Genomic DNA, 19,481 nt, shown 5'->3' with positions numbered 1-19,481 from the left:
CGCCGCGGGCGAGGGCATCTACGGGGTCAATGCCGAGGGGGTGACGACCTTCGTCAACCCGGCCGCCGAGCGCATGCTGGGCTGGGCCGCCGCCGACCTCGTCGGCCGGGACATGCACGCCTCCGTGCACCACACCCATCCGGACGGCTGCCCCTATCCGCACCGGGATTGCCCGATCTACGCGGCCTTCCGCGACGGGGCCGTGCATCAGGTCGACGACGAGGTGTTCTGGCGCCGCGACGGCACCTCCTTTCCGGTCGAGTACACCTCGACGCCGATCCGCGACCGTGGCGCGCTCGTCGGGGCCGTCATCGTGTTCCGCGACATCAGCCAGCGCCGCGAGGCGGACGAGCGCCTGCGGCAGGCGCTCGCCGAGGTCGTCTCCCTGCGCGAGCGCCTCGAACTGGAGAACGCCTACCTGAAGGAGGAGATTCGGGCCGGCAGCCACCATCAGGGCATCATCGGCCGGAGCCCGGCCATCGAGGTGATCCGGCGCCAGATTGATCTCGTGGCCGGCACCGACGCCACGGTGCTGGTCACGGGCGAGTCCGGCACCGGCAAGGAGCTGATCGCCCGCGCGATCCACGAGGCCAGCCGCCGCCGGGATCGACCCATGATCCGGGTGAATTGCGCGGCGGTGCCGCGCGAATTGTTCGAGAGCGAGTTCTTCGGCCATGCCCGCGGCGCCTTCACGGGCGCGTTGCGCGACCGGGTCGGGCGCTTCGAACTGGCCGACGGCGGGACGCTGTTCCTCGACGAAGTCGGCGAGATCCCCCTCGACCTTCAGGGCAAGCTCCTGCGCGTGCTGCAGGAACGCTCGTTCGAGCGCGTCGGCGAGGAGCGCACCCGCGCGGTCGACGTCCGGCTCGTGGCGGCGACGAACCGCGACCTGAAGGAGGAGGTGTGCCGCGGTCGCTTTCGTGGCGACCTCTACTTCCGCCTCAACGTCTTCCCGATCGGCGCGACCCCTCTGCGCGATCGGCCCGAGGACATTCCCCTCATCGCCCAGCACATGCTCAGCGGCGCAGCGCACCGCCTCGGCGTGCCCGAGCCCCGCCTGACGGAGGGCGATGTCCGCCGCCTCATCCGCTACGGCTGGCCGGGCAACGTGCGGGAACTGGAGAACGTGATCGAGCGCGGCGTCATCCTGGCCCAGCGCGGACGCCTCCGCCTCGACCTGCCGGATCTGGAGGAGGCCGGCCCGAGCGGGGCCGCCGCCGGCGACGCCCTGGCGAGCGCCGCTCCCGAACACCGTCCGCGCAATGAAACGGAGCGCCGCGCCCGCGACCGGGCCGAGATCGTCGAGGCATTGACTTTGTGCGGCGGCAAGGTGTTCGGGCCGGGCGGCGCCGCCGAACTGCTCGGCGTGCGTCCGACGACGCTTGCTTCGCGCATCAAAGCCCACGGCATCAAGGGCTGATTTTTTTGTTTCGTTGTATTATTGCAAGTATAAATTGGAAGATAAATTCTGGTTATTAAGTCGTTGCGTAAAGGCGAAAGGCCGTCATTTCTGGAAAAGATGAAGCCGTTCGATGGTGGGCAGTGGTTCGGCGGGTGGGCGCTGAACGGCAGGTTCATCTGCCTCAAGAGCTTCTGGACTCCAGCATCGCTCCGCGCTCTCCTGCGCGCGACGGCTTCATCGTTGCGTTACAGGATCGTGAATCGGGGATTGCTCGATGCGCCAGATCGGCTGATTTCCACCTGCCGCGTCGGTCGCTTCCAATCAGAGGGTTAAATTCGACCGCGAGGCAGAACGCTGGCCGAATGGCAGGTTATTAATGCACACCGCTTAGCTTCGGCCGGGGTCAGGCAAGGTTCCCGCGATGAGGGACTGACCCGGTGAGGTCCGCTGCATGTATCCGTTGCACCCGAACGAGGTGGAACGCCTGAAGGCGCTGCACGATCTTGAGGTGTTCGGCTCCCCTCCTGAGCCGCATTACGACGCGATCTGCCGGACCGCTCAGGCGCTCTTCGGTGTACCTATCGCGCTCGCGTCGTTGGTTGGCGAGACCGAGCAGTGCTTCAAGGGCCGGTGCGGTCTGAACATGAGCGGGACCTCGCGTGAGGTCTCCTTCTGCACCCACACCATCCTCTCGGACGAGGTGCTCGTCGTCGAGGACGCCACAAAGGATGAGCGGTTTTCTGCCAATCCGCTCGTCACAGGTGAGCCGCACATCCGCTTCTATGCCGGCGCACCGCTCATCCTCGGTCCTGGCCTCCATCTCGGCTCCCTGTGCATCATCGACCGCACGCCGCACGCCTTCTCAGCCGAGCAGCAGGAGCAGCTTCGCGATCTCGCTCAGACCGTCGTCGCTCAGCTTCGCCTGACAAAGGCGGAGTATGTGGCACGTGCGGGCGAAGCCCGCCTGCGCGAGAGTGAGGCCAACTACCGCCTCCTGGCCGACAACAGCACCGACCTCATCGTGCGGTGCACTCCCAACGGGACGCGCCTCTACGTCTCGCCGGCTGCCAAGCGCCTGCTCGGCTACGAACCGGAGGAGCTTGTCGGCACCACATCCCTCGACTTCGTGCATCCAGAGGATGTGGCCGACTTCAGGCGGGTGCTGGGCGCAGTGGGTCGAGGCTGTTCCGAGCGAGCCGTCAGCCAGCAGCGTTACCGGCACAAGAACGGCTCTTGGCTGTGGGTCGAGGCGTCCTTCAGCGTCACGCGTGATGCGGCCGGCGCTGCGTCCGGCTTCGTTGCCGTGGTGCGCGACATCTCCGAACGGAAGAACGTTGAGCACGCGATGGCGCATATGGCGCGCCACGACCCCCTCACCGGCCTGCCAAACCGCCTGCACCTTCGCGAACAGCTTGAGCAAGAGATTGCGCGCACGAAGCGCAACGGCAGTGGCTTTGCCCTGTTCTACCTGGATCTCGACCGCTTCAAGCTCGTCAACGACACGCTCGGGCATCAAGCCGGGGACACCTTGCTGAAGGTCGTTTCGCAGCGGATCAGGGCTGTTCTGCGCACCGAGGACACGGTTGCACGGCTCGGTGGCGACGAGTTCGTGATCATCCAGACTGGGTGCGCTGGACCTGCGGACGCAACACGGCTGGCCGAGCGTCTGATCGCGGCGATGGACCCGCCCATCGATCTCGGCGGCTACCCAGCCGGGGTGGGACTCAGTATCGGCCTCGCCCTCTGCCCGGGTGATGCAGCCGAGGCTGATAGGCTGATCGGTCAGGCGGATCAGGCGCTCTACCGAGCGAAGACCGGCGGGCGGAACACCTTCCGCTTCCACGCAGGAGGTGAAGCCCCATCGGGCAGGAATGATCCTGAGCCGTCCGGTGTCCTCCGGAGCCGCGGCATCGATCCCATCGCCTCGCACCCCAAGCTCTTTGACGAAGTAATGTCCGGCTTGTTGGAGGGCAGCACGGATTGCGTGAAGCTCCTCGATGAGCACGGCCGGCTGCTCTTCATGAGTTCGGGTGGTCAGAGGGTGATGGAGGTCGAGAACGCTGGGTCGATCCTCGGTCGGTGCTGGCTCGACTTCTGGGAAGGCGAGCACCGCGAGGTGGCGCAGCAGGCGTTTCAGACAGCCAAGGCCGGTGAGCCCGCCCGCTTCCGAGGCTTCTGCCCCACGGCCAAAGGGCAGCCACGTTGGTGGGATGTGAGCCTGAGCCCCATGCAGGGGCTGAGCGGCTCGCCGCACCGCATCCTCTCCGTTTCCCGTGATGTGACCGCACAGATCGAGCTTGAGGCGACGCTCAGCACGACAGCCCAGCGCTACGAGGCGCTGATCGAGGCGACTGCGACCATGGTCTGGCGAGCGAAGCCGGACGGCTCTCTCATCGAGAGCAGCGGGTGGGAAGCCTACACGGGTCAGCCGCAGAGCGCCTATGCCGGTTTCGGCTGGATGAGCACCGTCCACCCCGATGACCGGCAGCGCGTGAGATCCACGTGGCACGAGATCTTCGCCTCGCAAGCGGCAGGCTCCTTAGAGTTCCGTGCCTTGTGCCGAGACGGAACATACCGGTGGACGCTCACCAGGGCCGTGCCGCTCAAGGACGGCTCCGGTCAGGTCCTTGAGTGGGTCGGAACCGACAGCGACATCCACGAGAGCAAACAGGCTAGTGAGGCAATCCGCCTCCAAGAGGAACGCTACCGGCTGGCCATGCTCGCGACCCAGGATGCGATCTGGGATCACGACCTCAAATCGGACGCCATCGCGTGGAGCGAGGGAACGTTCCGGCTGTTTGGCTACTCCGACGCCGAGATCGCCAACACGGGCGCTTGGTGGAAGAGCAAGATCCACCCCGATGATCGAGCGCGCGTTACGGCTTCCCTTCGGTGCGTCATCGATGGCCATGAGCACCGCTGGAGCGAGGAGTACCGCTTCGAGCAGGGCGACGGCACCTATGCTGACGTGCTCGACCGAGGTTTCGTGATCCGGGACTCGCGGGGGCGAGCCGTGCGCGTGGTCGGTGCGATGCACGATGTCACCGAGGAGCGGCGAGCGGATGCAGCATTGCGGGCCAGCGAAGAGCGCCTGCGGCTTGCCTTGCGTGCGGGCCGGATGGTCGCCTGGGAACACAACCTCGAGACCGGCCAGAGCAAACAATCTGGGAATGCGTTGGACCTTCTTGGCATCGGCTCAGGGGCGGCGTCACAGTTCTACGACCGCGTTCATCCGGATGACCGCGCAGGGATGGACCGCTTCATTCAAGGGGCAGAGAGCCACGAGGGCCGAGAATTCCGTTACGTCCACCCGACCGGCGGCACGATATGGCTGAGCGCGTGGGCTGAGCGGGCCGAGGGGAACCGCCTCGTCGGCATCACCTTCGACATCACCGAGCGCAAGCGCGCTGAAGAACGCGCATGGCGCGCAGCCAATCACGACGCGCTCACGGGTTTGCCGAACCGCCGGCTGTTCCACCAGCGGCTGGAGCAGGCACTGACGGCCGCCGAGCGGGGCGGTACGAGTGTGAGCCTGCTTCTCTTAGACCTCGACAACCTGCGGGACGTGAACGACACGCTCGGACACGATGCGGGCGACAGCGTTCTCATGGAGGTCGCTCAGCGTTTGCAGGACGGCCTGCGTGAGACCGATACGGTGGCGCGCCTCGGTGGCGACGAGTTTGCCTTACTGCTCGTGGAGCCGCTGCGCCTGGGGCACGCACTGAGCCATGCACGAGGGCTCACAGAGCGGCTGAGCCAGCCGTTCTGCCACCGTGGCCACACGCTCTCGTGCAAGGCGAGCATCGGTGTTGCGGCCTATCCCGATCACCACCACAGCCCGCACGACTTGCTGAAAGACGCTGACATCGCGCTCTACCGCGCCAAGGTGCAGGGCCGGAACCGCGCTGTTGTGTTCGCGCCTGAGATGCGGGCTGAGACCGAGAGGCGCGTCAGCATCGCGAGCGAGGTTCGGGCGGCTCTCGCAGCGGCCCAGATCGTGCCCTTCTACCAGCCGAAGATGTGTTTCTCGACCGGTGCGATCGTCGGCTTCGAGGCTCTGGCGCGCTGGCAGCATCCCGAGAAGGGGCTGCTCACCCCCGGCTACTTCGGCTCGGCGTTTGACGATCCGGAGCTTGCCACAGCCATCGGCGACAGAATCCTCCGGCAGGTCGCGGCGGATCTGCGGGAGTGGCGGGAACATGGCCTTGCCCCCGGCCGGGTGGCCGTGAACTTTGCCTCGGCGGAGTTCCGCAAGCCGGATCTGGCCGGCAGCGTTCTGGCGGTGCTGACCGAGTACGGCCTTCCAGCGAGCCTGTTCGAGGTCGAGGTGACCGAGACCGTCTTCCTCGGCCACGGCAGCGAGAACGTGCCAGCGACCCTTCACCGGCTACGCGATGCCGGCATTCTGATCACGCTCGATGACTTCGGCACCGGCTTCGCCTCGCTGACGCACCTGAAGCAATTCCCGGTCGGCCACCTGAAGGTGGACCAGAGTTTCGTGCGCAACATGGAGCAGGACAGCGACGACGCGGCCATTGTCGCGGCGGTGGTCGGCCTCGGCCGCAGCATGGGCGTGAAGGTCACGGCTGAAGGTGTCGAGACCGAGGGTCAGGCACAGCGGCTCAGCGCGATGGGCTGCGACTACGCCCAGGGCTACCGCTACGCCAAGCCGATGGCCGGCTCACGTGTGCCCTGGTTCCTGACGCATTGGAGTGCGGCTGCGGCGGTCGAGGAGAGCCAGATGCTGCGCCTTGGATGACCCGCGGTGGTTCAGCGAGGCTCCGGCTTTGCCGGCGTCCACGACCTCAGCGGCAGGCGCGTGCCGGTGCAGCCCGTTCGTGCCGAACATGGCTGAGCGGGAGCACGCAGCGTGACCGTCGTTGCTGAATCGGTGACCCACCGAGCGAGGGAAGGAGCGGAACCGCAGCCGACCCGCAGCGGACGCCGGTCCCTGCGCGATCCGTTGCTGCAGGTTCTGAACCGATGCCGGCCGGCGGACGATCTCGACCGCTGCGGTTTCGAGCGGCATTGCCGACGGGCGTCAAGGCGCGGGCTTAAGGCTTTCGGGCGACGAGCAGCCGCCAGGCGTTTCCGCGAAGGTCCGCGGCCGAATAGCGTGGGGAGAAACGATCCGAAGACCTGGGGAGACTCCGGGGTGAAAACCCGGGGAGCCGACCTGTAAATCGTTGCCACCACTCACTTTTCCAGAAGTGAAAAGAAGTGGTGGAGCTGAGGGGATTCGAACCGCTTAGCGTTTAAGCGTTTGATCTCAGTTATTTAGACGGGCACATTCAAAGGCATTGTACCATCTTTGTGTACCAAAAAGAATTTGCACCTGGGTGCAAAACCGCTCATCGAGCCCGAATGCGCTAGTAGCAGACATGCGCTGCGCTTGAATCGAACAGCAGTTTTTGATCGATTGTGTTGAGAAACTCCGTTTGTCCCTCTTCTGAGGGCATGAACCCACAACACCTGGGACAGCGGCGAGCGGCAGCCACCAGCGGTAGAGACCTCGATCCGTGCTGAGGAGTTTTTCAACACAATCGATCCCTTTCAGACTTTCCGCCAAGCCAGGTTGAATGTCTGCTCAGTAGAAGGAGTGGCCTCGGCAGCGGCGATCACGACATCGGCAGGTTGTGCCATATGACCAGGATCGTTTCACCGATACTTTGGACGTCGCATGCACCTTTCGATGTGCCCGTCGCGCATTCCTACATCCGCATGTCCCGAACCGAGCAGCTGCGGAGGGACAGCCTGCGCCGCCAGACCGAGGCGGCTGCCCGGGCGGCCCGGCACGGCGTCATCGGCGACGACACGCTGCGCAACATCGGCGCCTCGACCTATTGCGGCAAGAACAGGACGAGCGGCGCCCTGTGGCCGCCTACCTCGCCATGGTCGAGGCGGGCTGCGTCGCCCGCGGTGCAAGCTGCAACCTGTCAATCTCACTCGGGCATCCCGTGGGGCGTGATCAAGCCTTCGACCCCGTCAGCCGCGGCTCGACCGGAACGAAGTGTCCTCTCAGCCAATCGTTCAGGTACCGTCGGCAGGCGAAGGTCGCGGGGGCGAAATGGATCAGTCGACGCAACCAGGCCAGCCAGTCGCCGCGTCGGTTCCTGAGGAGCGCCTCGAATACGAGTCCCGTCGCCGTCTTCCTCCTCAGCATGGGCACATCGCTGTCGTCGTCCCACACCGCCGTTAGGAACGCGACGACCACCCTGAAGTGGGAGACCATATCTGCGCCGCTTCCCCCGATGTACCGCAAGGCGGCCTTGAGACGGTATAGGTGGTCATCGTCCTGACGGCAGATCTCGTACAGGACCTCGCCGTTCAAGGACACAAAGGAGTGCTGCCGTGCGGCGAGCCCGACCAGTGCCTTGGCGTTGTCGGCTACGGGGAGCGTGCCTTCGTCGGCCGCCGTCATCAAGACTGCTTGAATCCAGAGGCCTTCGCACCCTGTCGCCGCCTTACCCCAGGCACGGTAATAGGCATCATCCGATAGCAAAGGCACTGTGAGCTCTTGGGCGAGGAATGCAGCGTCGAGGAAGCTCGCTCCAGTCGTCTCCAGGATGACGTCGGCGACCTCGGATGTCGTGTCCGGGACCATGACCGAATGGATCTCGCAGGCCTCGACGATCTTGTCCCGCCCTGCCTCTAGGACGGCTATCTGGCTACGGAGAAATGCGTCGTCAGTCTCCTGGCGGTAGAACTGCCCCTCGTGCCAGGACATGGTCATCTGGCGGCGACCTATGCCTTGGCGCTGCTTCTCGATCATGCGCTCGATCATCCAGATGCAGGACCTGGGCACATGGAGCTTTCCGAACCAGGACTTCAGTGTCGACAGCAGCTCCATCTCCGCGGCGACCCACGCCGTGTAGGGATCCAGCGCCGCGCCACGTCCTCGGGCCAATAGGGCCGTGACGCAGGCCCCCTCCATCTCCTCGCCGATGCCCGCACAGGTCGCGACATCCGCACCGAGCGCCCTCACGTACTGTGCGAAGCCGATCGGATCGCCCCCGAGAACCCGAGCCACTACCGCCAGCGGCATTTTGTTGTCGATGTAGAGCTTGGCAGTCCGCGCATTCCGCTCCGCGGACCGGCGGACCATCGCCAATGCCTCCGTGACGTCGCCTTCCTTCATGGCGAGCCGGGACAATCCCGGCGCGCCGGGATACCGGATCTCGAATTCCTCCAAGATCCGCTGGTGGAGCTGAAGGTATTTTCCGTGTACCGCCGCAACCTTCCAGGTCTCGGGCTCGGCTCCCATCTTCGGGATCTCGAACGTATCGCCTCGACGTTTGCCCGCGACCAGCTTCGCGATGGGGCTGCCCGGTGTCTCGACTGGGATGCCATAGAACTCCGGCCCGTCGTCGATGGCGAAGGACCTGCTCGCGCCCATCGGGCCTTCGAGCACGACAAAGGCCCCCTCGCCTGCCTCCTTGCGCCGGACCCCGGGTCCTCCGCCGTTGCGGACGAAGCCGAGGCCGACATAGCTCATAGCGATCTCGGGCCGATCAGGATGCTTCCTGACGAGATCGTATGCGGCTGCGTAGGCGCCATCGCGATTCCCAGCTGCGGCGGCCTGCGCGATCAGCATCATCGCGTGTTCCGGCGCACCCTCCCTCCGGGTCAGTGACGCGGACCTCACGAGCTTGCGGGCAGCCTTGACCTGGCCGGAGCGCCGCATCGCCTCGACGAGGCGGAGGGTTACGTAGCTGTCGTGCACGTCGGCAGCGTGCAGGCGCCGCAGGAGGGCCAGCGCCTCTGAGACCTCGTTTACATCGAGAAGAACGCTCGCGTGTGCCCGCGCGATCTCCGGCCGCGAACGGATCTCGGCCGGCAAGTTGGCGAAGAAGCGCAGGTTGCGGGGGCGGTGGGGACGCTCGTTCGCGTGCGCGGCTGCCAACCGAACATTCTCCCGCTCGTAACCTCGAACGGGAAGGTGTCCATCGAGCAAATCGACGACCTCGGAAGGCTTGCCGATGTCCCACGCCACGCCCGCTACCATCAGGCGGCCTGCGAGATGTGTATCGTCATCGATGCAGGCTAGCGCCTTCAGGTAGGCTTGTCGGGCTATCTCAATTTGCCCTTTCTCCGTCGCAACGCGGGAAATAAGCACCAAGGCTCGAGGGCTCGCGGAGAAATCTTCCATGATGTCCGCGAGGGCTGGTGCGTCCGGAGAGCCAGCCTTCACTGCGGCCAACCGGCAGACGGCGTCCACCACGGCGCGCTCGAAATCCGGGACGTTGGCGCCGGCAAATCGCTCGGCTGCCACGTCCCATCGCCCGTCCTGCACGTCGAGGTAGCCGGCGTGGAAGGCGAGGTCGGGATCATCGGGTGAGAGATCGATCAGGCGACGCCCGAGCTTCATGTCGCCGTTCGCAAGCGCGACCAGAACCGCGTTATGCAGGACGCTGTGCTCGACGAGGCCGGCATCTGCGATCAGGGTCGCTCTCTCAAGCGCCTTCGCCGTGTCGTGAACGATGTGATAGGCCATCATGGCGCCGACCAGCCCTTGGACGCCGTCGTCGAAGCGGCTTCCCAGGCTTGTCCGCCTCTCCATCCAATAGGCGTCGAAGACCTCAGCTGCGGATTGCAGTCGGCGGCGCTGGTCCTCACTCGTCAGATGGGTTCGCTGGACCCGGTCGTCGCGGCTGATCTCGTCGAGGTCCGCCAGGGCTCGGACGAAGTCCATATGTTTCGAGTTGGGGAAGAGGTCGGCCCCTCGCCGGGCCAAGTCCCACCAGATCGAGCCGGCCTCACGCCCTCGATAGAAGGCGATCTCGGCGACTGCGACTTCCTCGCATCCCCGAAGGCTTTCGGGGATGTCCGCCAAGGGTCGTTCGATCTCGGAGAGAAGGACGGCGAACTGAGGTAGGTACGAGGCAAGCGTCTTGTTCGTTGCGTCCTGTGTGAGTGCCTCGGCACCGTAGTCGTAGGCCGCGCGGACCTCCCCCCGCACGAAGTAGGCGAGCGCTCGATTGGCGACGGCGCGCTGATCCATGGGGGCTTCATCGAATGCGTCGAGAAGCCACTTGCTTGCGCTTTCGCCGTCGTCGAGTGCGAGATACCTGTGTCCAATGTTGGCCTTGACGCGGAAGCGGATGGTGCCGCTGGCAGTGGGCGGCAGATCCTCCAGCAGCTGCTGGAACTCCCGAAGAGCCTCGGCTGGATCAATCCCGCGAGCCCGATCGCGCAGCCGATCGATCTGTTTGTCGAGCCAGTGCTCAAGCGGATCCGACGAGGGCGGCCCGTCGCTAGGGGCGATGATGGGTAGGCCGGCCAGCGCACCGACGCCCATTCTCTCGGCAAGCATCGTCGCCAGCGTGGCAAGCGCATCATCTGCAACCGTCGTGTGGATCAGGGTGCTGCCGGGTAGCGCGATGACGGAATCGCGCCCGGCGTTCGACCGTATCGAGGTGTTGTTGACGATCTGCTCGGATGTTCGGCTCGGCGCGCCGTGCGGGTTCCACGGCGCGCCACTCAGTTTCCCGAGCGGCTGCCCGGATCCATCTTGACGTTGGTGAAGGTGAAGTCGCCCTGGGACCGCGAGCGGATGCCAATCTCTCGCGTGTTCTCGACATTGTCGATCAGCACGTCGCCGCCGACGTCAAGGTCGAGCGCAATCCTCGCATGAGCGAGACCCTGCCGGGCCGCTTCGTCCTCGCGCATCGCCTCACGGACCTGCTGCAGGACGGGCCGGATCTCATCGGCCTCGTCGGGGCGAAGGTCGGGGATGGCGAGCGCCAGCTCAGCCTTTCCTTCCTCTCGGGTCTCAGCGACTTCCAGCTTGTCCGTCGCCTTGGCGGCGCGCCGCCCGAAAAGGTCGCCCACCTTCCCCTTGAGGGCCTGGTAGGCGTCCTTGGTCATCTCCTTGACAGTAGCGTCGGCGATCAGCGCGCCCCCTGCGACCAGGGCCGAGCTCAGCGTCATTGGGTCTATCGCCATCAGATCCGATCCGTCCTACGAACCAGAACGAAATAGGCACAAACCGGCTTGGCGGGAAGTCCCGGCCGGAGAATCATAAGGCGCACAACCACGCCGTCCAGAGCTGTCGGGGTCCAAGCGGCCATTCCGGTAGTTTTGGCGGAAGGTCCGCTGATGGCGCAATGTGGACGATTGCGAACAACCAGCTAGGCAAACGTCCTCCGTCCAAAAGAGACTTTCGATCAAATGGCTCGTTGAGGCTGCTTTGAGTCAACGACAGCGGAACTGAAGCATGTGGTCCGAATCGGTTCGCCGTTGCACAGGACCTCAGGAATGATGCTGAGTGGGAACGCAGCGCCTTAACGTGTCGTTTCGTGCCCCTGCTATAGACCTTCCCAGGATCATAGAAATTCCGATTGCCCCTATCTGTGACACAGCCACCAGCACCGCGTATCCGCAGGCGAACTTGGCTCTATGCCTTCGCACACGGGTGCAAATCCGGTGTCAGGCCGCTTGAAGGCTGGGTTGACCGCCTCAAGTTCGGCGTACCCGGCATCAACGTTTCCTGTGCCTGCGAACATGCAGAACTCAAGGCTTATCTCGATCGGCGAAGCCGTGAGTACGATGGCTCCTTCGAGGTGGAGCAACTGCCCAATCGCAGCCTGCGCGTGACGTTCCCCGCCAATCGCTGGCTGTTCAACCTGCAAATCACGATCCGTTGGCAAGACGGGCTGTGGTCAGGCGCAGGAGCCCTCGAACTCAACACGACGCGCCTATTCGCTTCGGCGGGCGATACGCGAGACTTGGCTGCGTCGCCGGAAGTAAACCGCATTGACCTCATGCGCCCGCCTGGATTGAGCCCAATCCGCGCTCTCACACTCGATGGCAGCGACAACTTTGTCCCGAACCCTCTGGTCCCTATGGCCATCCGGACGGACTGGCCGCGCCTGACCCAGAGCTACGCTGCCGCTGTGCTCGACGTCGTAACAGAGACGATTGGCACCGTGCACGATCTGGATCTCACCAGCCGATCTCACGAACCCCTTCTGCGCCTACCCCCGTTCGATCGGTGGACGCTGAAGCACGCAGAGGTCTACGCCGAGTTCAAGGAGGCCGAAGCACCGCTACGTGTCGCCGAGATCGCGGAGCACGGTCGAAGTTTGGCCGCTCTCTTTGCCGTGGAGAACCATGGAAGGCTGCCAACACACGGAATGAGCCGGACGGGCAACATGCCTGCGATGAAGATCGGTCTCGGAGCGTCCGGGGTCGATCTGTCGATCTATGCCAAGGCTCATGATCGCCTCCGCGTCGAGGTCCGGTACACGAGCGCACCCCTCAAAGCGTGCCGGCTCACCAAAGGGGACTACGCTGGATCTTTCACCTTCGTAGAGAACGTGCTGGCGGGCGTTCGAGGCAACGCAGCAGCACGCATCACCCGTTTTCTCAAGGCTTATGTGACCAGCCGGGGTTCGGCTGCCCCTCGACTTACCGCCCTCGTGACCCTGCTGAGTGCCGTCTCACATGCGTGCGGGACCGACCTGGGCCTGATGAACCGCGTCCTTTCGCTGTTGATCGTTCATAACGGTCTGAGCCGCACAAGCGATGAGCGCATCCAACAAATCGTAGACACACTCATTCAGTCTGGTGTCTTGCGGCAAGGCCGAGCAACGCTTCGCTCGCGTCGAACAGAATACCTTCTCGCCCCTCACTATGGTGCCGCGATGGCGTCTCTACGCGGGTTGCCCAGTCAGTAAGCGCCGAGCAGCGGAAGTGCGAACCGCTGCCTCCGAAACAGACTTGCACCCGGGTGCAAATTTTCTGACTGATGTGGCGCCTCCCGTACCGGTGTGGACAATCCAGCGTCAGAGCAGCAATAGCTGCCTGTCCGTGGGCATCTTGCAGGCGGATGGCCTCCGGAACTCAGCGGGAAGCATTGGATGCAAACCAGCGAACCCGCCTGTCCTGTCGTGAAGCTCGGGCACCACGAGGCCGAGGTGGAAGCAGAGCCATGCTGAGACGTAGCCCCGGTGACACCAGTCGCCGGACCCCAGGCGCTCATAGCAGCAGAGTACGGGGATCTGGCCATTTGCCAGACTGTCGATCTGCTCCACGATCTCGGCAGGATCGAGCGCAGCTAGCTGGGCGGCATAACGGGCACGATACTCCTCAGTCCCAGCCGTGCGGAACCAAGTGCCTGGAGCCAAGGCGGCGACCTTCGGCATGCTCGCCATGCCTCGCGGTGTGCCGCGGGAGATGCCAATCCTAACGTAGCCGGCCGGCATACGATCGAAATAAGATGATGTGAACAATGCAGCCTTCCCTTGCAATATCTACAAGGGATTCTCCCACGAAAGCTTTGTGCGGGCACTTCAGAAAAAATTTGCGAGAGGCTCCAGACCTCAAGCTGGGTACGGCACCGACAAGCAATTACGGGATCCAATTTAGAGAACCGAATTCAGCCAGCCCCGATGCTTCTGGTGAACGCCGTCAAAGGCTTAAGACGATATCACGCAGTGCGCAGTGCATAGGTCCTGCACCCCCAATGGCGTCAACGGCTTATCACACAAGCCTTGCCCCTCTAAGACTTTGCTTGTGATGCCTCCCAAAGCATGTTCGGGTCATGTTGAATCATAGCCGCAGCGACGAAGATGATTGGCGCACTCCTCAGACGTGACGCGTGCGAAGGCTGGATCCACTCAGGCTGGCTGAAGCGAGTGCGTGGCGGTCGAGGTAGTGCGTGTAAGTAGGTTCTTCACGGTCGAGGCATGCCAATCGCCACCGCGAGCCGTGGTCACTCCCCGGCTGTTTAGGGCCTCCGCGATCGCGCCGAGAGTGGTCCGGCCGCTTGCCTGAAGCTCGCGGACAATTGGCATTACGTTGGCCGCGAAGTTATCGGCCAGCCGGGCATTGGCGGCTGCCCCGCGCTTATGACCCTCTGCGAGGTTGGCGAGGTTGCCCAGGATCTCGCCGGCCGCCTTCTTCCGCTGGAGGGCGTCCCGCGTGCGAGATGCAATGAGGCGCCGTTCCTTCTCTGCCAAGGCCGCATAGATGTGCAGGAGGAAGGGATCTGTGTCGGCGCCGAGTTCCGTTACGATGAAGGGCACGCGCTGGACCATCAGCGAGCTGATGAAGGCCACGTCCCTCGACAGCCTATCAAGGCGGGAGACCAAGACAGGGCAGCGGCGGCGTTTCGCCTTTGCCAGGGCCGCCGCAAGCTGCGGACGCCGGTCGAGAGCATCGAACCCCTTTCCGGTCTCCTGCTCGCTGAACCACTCCACAATCTCATAGCCTTGCATATCGGCAAACTGCTGGATTGCGGCCCGCTGAGCGGTGAGCCCGAGGTTCTGCTTTTTGGTGGAGGTCCGCAGGTATCCGACTGCTGCCATCATGGCTGCTGTCCTGCCCGTACAAAGAGTGGAGGGTGGTGAAGTGTTTGTAATTTCTGAACCTGGGTGCAAAACGACGGCTCGGCAATCCCAGAAATTCTCAAGCCTTCGGAAATCGCAGGTGCGAAGCGGTCCTTTTGCGTTCCTACTGTGAAGGTCGCTGTTGGCGCGTGGCCGAATAAGCGGTGCGCAAAGTCCTGACCCATAGCGGCCCGTTGACACCACGGCCTTTATCGTCCGCATCGACGCAGGAAGCGGACGTCGCAGAAGTCGCAGCAGTCCTCACGGGCCCGCTAGTCGGGCGGATGCAGCGCGTGCAGCGAACCCTGCGATAAGCGGACGTCGCAGAAGTCATAGCAGTCCTCACGGGCCCGCTAGTCAGGCGAATGCAGCGCGTGCAGTGAACCCTGCGATCAAGATCACCAACATCTCCGCCTTTCTGCGGCTGACCGTGCCTACTGACAGCCGAATGATGATAGCGGAACCTGTGTTGCGATCTCGGACACCAAAGTTCCGCATCGAATAAACCTAGAGTAAATCAGGGCTGCCGCTCCGTAACGGCAGCCCTGATCGGACCGGCTGCGTGTCGACCGAATTCGTCGGTTCCAACTGCCGACGCTCGCGCCTGCCTTCCGCGGTACCGCCGCCTTCTTCGGGGCCGCGACCCTCACCGGCATCGAGATCAGGCCGTGGGCTTGCTAGCGCTGGCGAAGATCCTTCGGCAGTACGCAGCCAAGCGCTCCGGCCGGTCGGCCGCGTCGCGATAGGCGATATGGCCGTCGGGCCGGACGAGGACAGTCGACGGCTGGCCTTCGAGGCCGTAGGCGCCGTGCGCCTTGCCGTCGAGGTCCGACAGCACAGGTACTCGTCCCGCCTCAATGGCGGGGCCCGCCAGGATAAGGCGCGGCCGCACCCAGCCCCACGGGGCGACGGCCTCGATGGCGGCGCGCAGCGAAGCGCCGGCTTCCGGGGACCGCCCGTCGAAGCACAGCAAGGTCCAACCCGTCGTCACGCCGTCCGGATTGTAGATGAACGGGAACAGCGACGTCGTCCGGCCGTCGGCGGTCACCTCGGCCTCGGGAGCCCGCTCGCCAGCCTCCGGTCCGCGTCGAAGGAGATGGGTCACCCCCGAGAGATGATCCTCGTTGAGCGGGCTCTTCGGATAGCTGACCGAGAGCTGCTGCAGGTCGTCCGTGCCCTGGAGCAGGGCGCCGATGCCGGGCACCACCTTGGCTGCCAGCCCGAGGGCCACGTCCGTGACGGGTCCCCGGTAGACAGTCCGGCGGAAGCCCTTCGCCTGTTGCGCGCTGAGCCTGGCGTGCTCGCCGCCACGCTCGGTATCGTAGGATTCCAGAACGACGGAGGCTGCCTGCCCGCGGAGCACCGCCGCGAGCCGCCACGCGATCTCGACGGCATCATGCAAGCCGGCGTTCATGCCCTGGCCGCCGATGGGCAGGGACAGGTGCCCGGCATCGCCGGCCAGGAACACCCGGCCGCGAGCGTATCCCGGCGAGACACCGTACTGGAAGCGGCTGTGGGTCAGCCATTGCGGGTCGGTCAGCGTCAGGGTCTCGTCGCCCGTGACCTCGCGGGCCACCGCCTGGATCTCGTCCAGCGTCGGATCGCGGTCCGGCACCCCCGTGTCGTCGGCAAGGAAGAACAGCCGGTGATAGCCGCCCCAGACCGGCATCACGCCGCAGAAGCCGCGCTCGTAATAGAAGAACCAGAGCTGGTCGGGCTCAAGCGAACGCCGCCAGGACAGCTTGGCGTCGACCTGACGGTTCATCCGGCCCTCGAACCGCTCGGGCTCGAAGCTCAGGCCCAACCGGTCGCGCACCGTGCTCTTGGCGCCGTCGGCGGCGACGAGGTAGCGGCAGCGCAGGCGCTCCTCAGGCCCGTCGTCTCCGCGCCTCACCGTGACGGTCACGCCATCGCCGTCTTGGGCGACGGCCACGACCTTGCCGCCGCGCTGCATCCGTCCGCCGCGCCCTTCGTAGGTTTCGATCAAGGTCGTCTCGATGACGTCCTGCCCGCTGTAAAGGACCTGCGGGTGGGGACTGGTGACGTCGTCGATCTGGATCGGCGTCGTCGGCGTGCCGTTCATGAAGAAGTTCACCAACCGGACCGGGTAGGCGCGCTCCGCGATGGCGTCGCGCAGCCCGATGGAGGCCAGGAGTTCCTGCGGCCGCGCCCAGAGGTTGTTGGCCCGGGAATACGCCCGGACCTCGGTCCTCTCCTCCAGGATCAGACAATCGACCCCGTGGTGGCGCATTGCGCACCCCGTGGTCAGGCCGACGGGACCGGCGCCCACGACGATGACCTCGGCGTCGAAGGGCTCATTGGTCGCTTCAGATGGCATGGGAGCCTCGGGCTGGAGAACGGATGGGCTCACGCCGCGCAGATGCCGGGTACGTCGACCTTCCGGAACAGGTGCGGGCTCACCGTCGCGGTCTCGGGGTAGTCCGACAGGCGGGCGCGGAACTCCGGGTTGGTGAAGGCGGCCCGGAAGTCAGAGACGCTGTCCCAGACGGCGTAGTTCAGGAACACGCCGCTGCCGGCGATGCCGCGGTGCAGCTGGGTCGATACGAACCCGGGCTGCCGCTTCATGACCTCGGCGTCGGCCGTCCAGGCGGAGAGCAGCCGGTCGGCATCGGCGGGCCGGGCCACGAAGGTGTTGATCAGGACGACCGCGCCGCCCTCGTCCTTCAGTTGGTCCGCCAGGGTGACGGTCTGGTCCATCTCAATGAACTTGGGCATGTCAGGCTCCTTGCGTCTGGGTTCGGGTTCCGATGGCGGCCGCCGGCTCGGACCTTTCGATCCGTTCCCGCATCTCGCGCAGCAGGGTGCTGGCAGCTTCGAACGCCTCGGGCGATAGGCCGGCGGCGAGGGTATCGGTCCAGCGCTCCTGCCGCTCGATGGCGACGCGATAGGCGGCCTCACCGCGCTCCGTCGCTACGACCAGCATGGCCCGCCGGTGATGGGGGTTCGGCTCCAGGCGGACGAGGCCGTCCGCCCGCATCTCGTCGACCAAGCGCTGCACTGCCTGCCGCGTCAGGCCCATGTTGCGGGCGATATGGGCGACCGGCAGCGGCACGGGCGAGAGCGCGATGGCTCCCAACACCTGCCACCGGGCGCTCGTCAGACCGAGATCGCCGACGAGCGTGTCACCGGCGGCTAGATGTTCGGTCCCAGCATGTGGTGTGACGGATCGAGCCTGAACCGTTCGGGCTGTTTGGTCCAGGCTTGGCAGATGAACTCATAGGGAGTGAGGCCGCGCAGGGTCTTGAGGCGACGACCATAATTGTAGGCCTCGACGAACAGCTGCAGGTGGTGGCGCAACTCGTCATGGCTGACGTAATGGTAGCGCTTGACCGTGGCGTCCTTGATCGTGCGGTTCATTCGCTCGACTTGGCCATTCGTCCACGGACAGCGTGGCTTGGTCAGACGATGCTCGATCTTGGTCTGCTCGCAGGCCCAGTCGAACGCATGCCAGCGGTAGATGCGTGGCTCGTCGCGCTCGGCCCAGTAGGCGGCGGCTGCAGCTTCGGCCTCCTCGTTCACCGGCGTGTTGTCGGTGAACTGGATGCCGTTGTCGGTCAGCACCGTGTGGATCGTGTAGGGCACGGCTGTGACCAGATCACGAAGAAAGTCTGCTGCGATCCGCTGAGTGGCCCGGTCGTGCAGTTGAACGAAGGCGAACTTGCTCGTGCGGTCGATGGCCACGAACAGGTGCAACTTGCCCTGTTCCGTGCTGACCTGTGCGATGTCGATGTGGAAGTATCCGATCGGATAGGCCTTGAAGCGCGAACGCTTCGGCTTGTCGCCGTCCACGTCGGGTAGCCGGCTGATGCCGTGGCGCTGAAGGCAGCGGTGCAGCGACGAGCGGGTCAGGTGCGGAAGGGTGGGCTGAAGCGCGTAGAGGCAGTCGTCCAACGGCAGAAGGGTATGCCGCCGGAAGGCCACGACGATGGCCTCCTCCTCCGGGCTCAGGACGGTGGACCGCGCTTCCTTCGGTCCCATGCGGGCGTCCATTGACGTCTCTCGACCACGCCACTTCTGAACGGTGGTCGGGCTGACGCCGTAGCGCTTGGCTGCCGCTCTCACGCTCTCTTGACGAGCTTGGATTGCCCGACGGATCGCCTCCGTCGTTGTGGCGCTGCCGTGGAGAACCTGTCCCATAGCGCGTCCCTCCATGCGGTCTCAAGCGTACCACCACACAAGGGGACTGAACATCTAGCGCGACATCGCTTACGTGGAAGAAGAAACTCACCACGACGATGGCGGCAGAGCGGTCGCAGCGATGCCACATACCGCTCTGTCTAGCTTACTTGACCGCGAGAACATCCCAGCGCTCGATGACCGGCGGCGTGGCCAGAAGCTCATCGGCGTTCTGCATGAGTGCTGCCGCGATCGGACCGTTGAGATGTGCGGTTCTGTCGCCATCATTCTGAAAGGCGTCAAAGATCGCGAAACTGCTTGGTCCGAACTTTACAGCATACCAGACCGGAGTACCTGTTTCGGCTTGTGCCAACGGCAGCGCGTCCTTCAGAAACTTTTCCAAAGCCGCTTCTTTGCCAGGCTTGGCGTCGAGCCGCACGAATAAGCCCATATGTGTCATCTTCATCGTCTCCATCTTTGGGTGTGGTTGGGTTGACTTCGAGCTGCCTGTCGTATCCGCCATTGCGCTTGTCGCGCCGGTGGCGACAACGAGGGCCGCCGTGAGCAGGAACACTTTAATGGTCCTCATTTTGTTCCCTATTTGATCGCGC

The 19,481-nt window shown here is 64.5% G+C and carries 12 protein-coding genes; 3 read left to right on the top strand and 9 right to left on the bottom strand.

Annotated features, from left to right (window positions below):
• Positions 1 to 1,420, top strand: a 1,420-nt coding sequence (locus E1J50_RS05885; protein WP_132251351.1) for a sigma-54 interaction domain-containing protein, incomplete at its 5' end; no start/stop codon positions are given.
• A 433-nt stretch (positions 1,421 to 1,853) separates the two neighbouring features.
• On the top strand, positions 1,854 to 6,161 hold the full coding sequence (locus tag E1J50_RS05880; protein ID WP_132251349.1) for a diguanylate cyclase domain-containing protein: 4,308 nt from the start codon (positions 1,854 to 1,856) through the stop codon (positions 6,159 to 6,161).
• Between the two features lie 1,209 nt (positions 6,162 to 7,370).
• Here the strand turns inward: E1J50_RS05880 and E1J50_RS05875 are convergent.
• Together E1J50_RS05875 and E1J50_RS05870 are read right to left on the bottom strand one after the other, a co-directional pair.
• A complete protein-coding gene (locus E1J50_RS05875; protein ID WP_132251347.1) occupies positions 7,371 to 10,715 on the bottom strand; it encodes a PIN domain-containing protein in 3,345 nt (1,114 codons plus the stop codon).
• A 167-nt stretch (positions 10,716 to 10,882) separates the two neighbouring features.
• Positions 10,883 to 11,332: a hypothetical protein gene (locus E1J50_RS05870; protein ID WP_132251345.1), complete on the bottom strand. Its 450-nt coding sequence runs from the start codon at positions 11,330 to 11,332 to the stop codon at positions 10,883 to 10,885.
• 422 nt (positions 11,333 to 11,754) lie between these two features.
• Between E1J50_RS05870 and E1J50_RS05865 the strand changes: the two genes are divergently transcribed.
• Entirely contained in the window at positions 11,755 to 13,080 is a 1,326-nt protein-coding gene (locus E1J50_RS05865; RefSeq protein WP_132251343.1) for a hypothetical protein, read from the top strand.
• Between the two features lie 108 nt (positions 13,081 to 13,188).
• On the opposite strand, the gene E1J50_RS05860 is transcribed toward E1J50_RS05865, so the two are convergent.
• From E1J50_RS05860 to E1J50_RS05830, 7 genes are all read right to left on the bottom strand, one after another.
• Entirely contained in the window at positions 13,189 to 13,548 is a 360-nt protein-coding gene (locus E1J50_RS05860; protein WP_132251341.1) for a cupin domain-containing protein, read from the bottom strand.
• A 474-nt stretch (positions 13,549 to 14,022) separates the two neighbouring features.
• Positions 14,023 to 14,715: a recombinase family protein gene (locus E1J50_RS05855; RefSeq protein WP_132251339.1), complete on the bottom strand. Its 693-nt coding sequence runs from the start codon at positions 14,713 to 14,715 to the stop codon at positions 14,023 to 14,025.
• 679 nt (positions 14,716 to 15,394) lie between these two features.
• Complete coding sequence (locus E1J50_RS05850) at positions 15,395 to 17,071, bottom strand: FAD-dependent monooxygenase (RefSeq protein WP_132251336.1); 1,677 nt, start codon at positions 17,069 to 17,071, stop codon at positions 15,395 to 15,397.
• Between the two features lie 29 nt (positions 17,072 to 17,100).
• On the bottom strand, positions 17,101 to 17,469 hold the full coding sequence (locus E1J50_RS05845; protein WP_092043569.1) for an antibiotic biosynthesis monooxygenase family protein: 369 nt from the start codon (positions 17,467 to 17,469) through the stop codon (positions 17,101 to 17,103).
• 1 nt (position 17,470) lies between these two features.
• The gene (locus E1J50_RS05840) at positions 17,471 to 17,854 is read right to left on the bottom strand and encodes a MarR family winged helix-turn-helix transcriptional regulator (RefSeq protein ID WP_132251334.1); all 384 of its coding nucleotides are present in this window, start codon (positions 17,852 to 17,854) and stop codon (positions 17,471 to 17,473) included.
• 32 nt (positions 17,855 to 17,886) lie between these two features.
• The gene (locus tag E1J50_RS05835; RefSeq protein WP_165937797.1) at positions 17,887 to 18,891 is read right to left on the bottom strand and encodes an IS481 family transposase; all 1,005 of its coding nucleotides are present in this window, start codon (positions 18,889 to 18,891) and stop codon (positions 17,887 to 17,889) included.
• A gap of 145 nt (positions 18,892 to 19,036) precedes the next feature.
• Entirely contained in the window at positions 19,037 to 19,444 is a 408-nt protein-coding gene (locus tag E1J50_RS05830) for a putative quinol monooxygenase (RefSeq protein ID WP_243695625.1), read from the bottom strand.
• Positions 19,445 to 19,481 lie beyond the last annotated feature (37 nt).

The organism is Methylobacterium segetis, from assembly GCF_004348265.1.
Taxonomy (GTDB): domain Bacteria; phylum Pseudomonadota; class Alphaproteobacteria; order Rhizobiales; family Beijerinckiaceae; genus Methylobacterium; species Methylobacterium segetis.
Note: the sequence above shows the minus strand (reverse complement) of the source record. Positions and strands in the feature narration are given on the sequence as shown.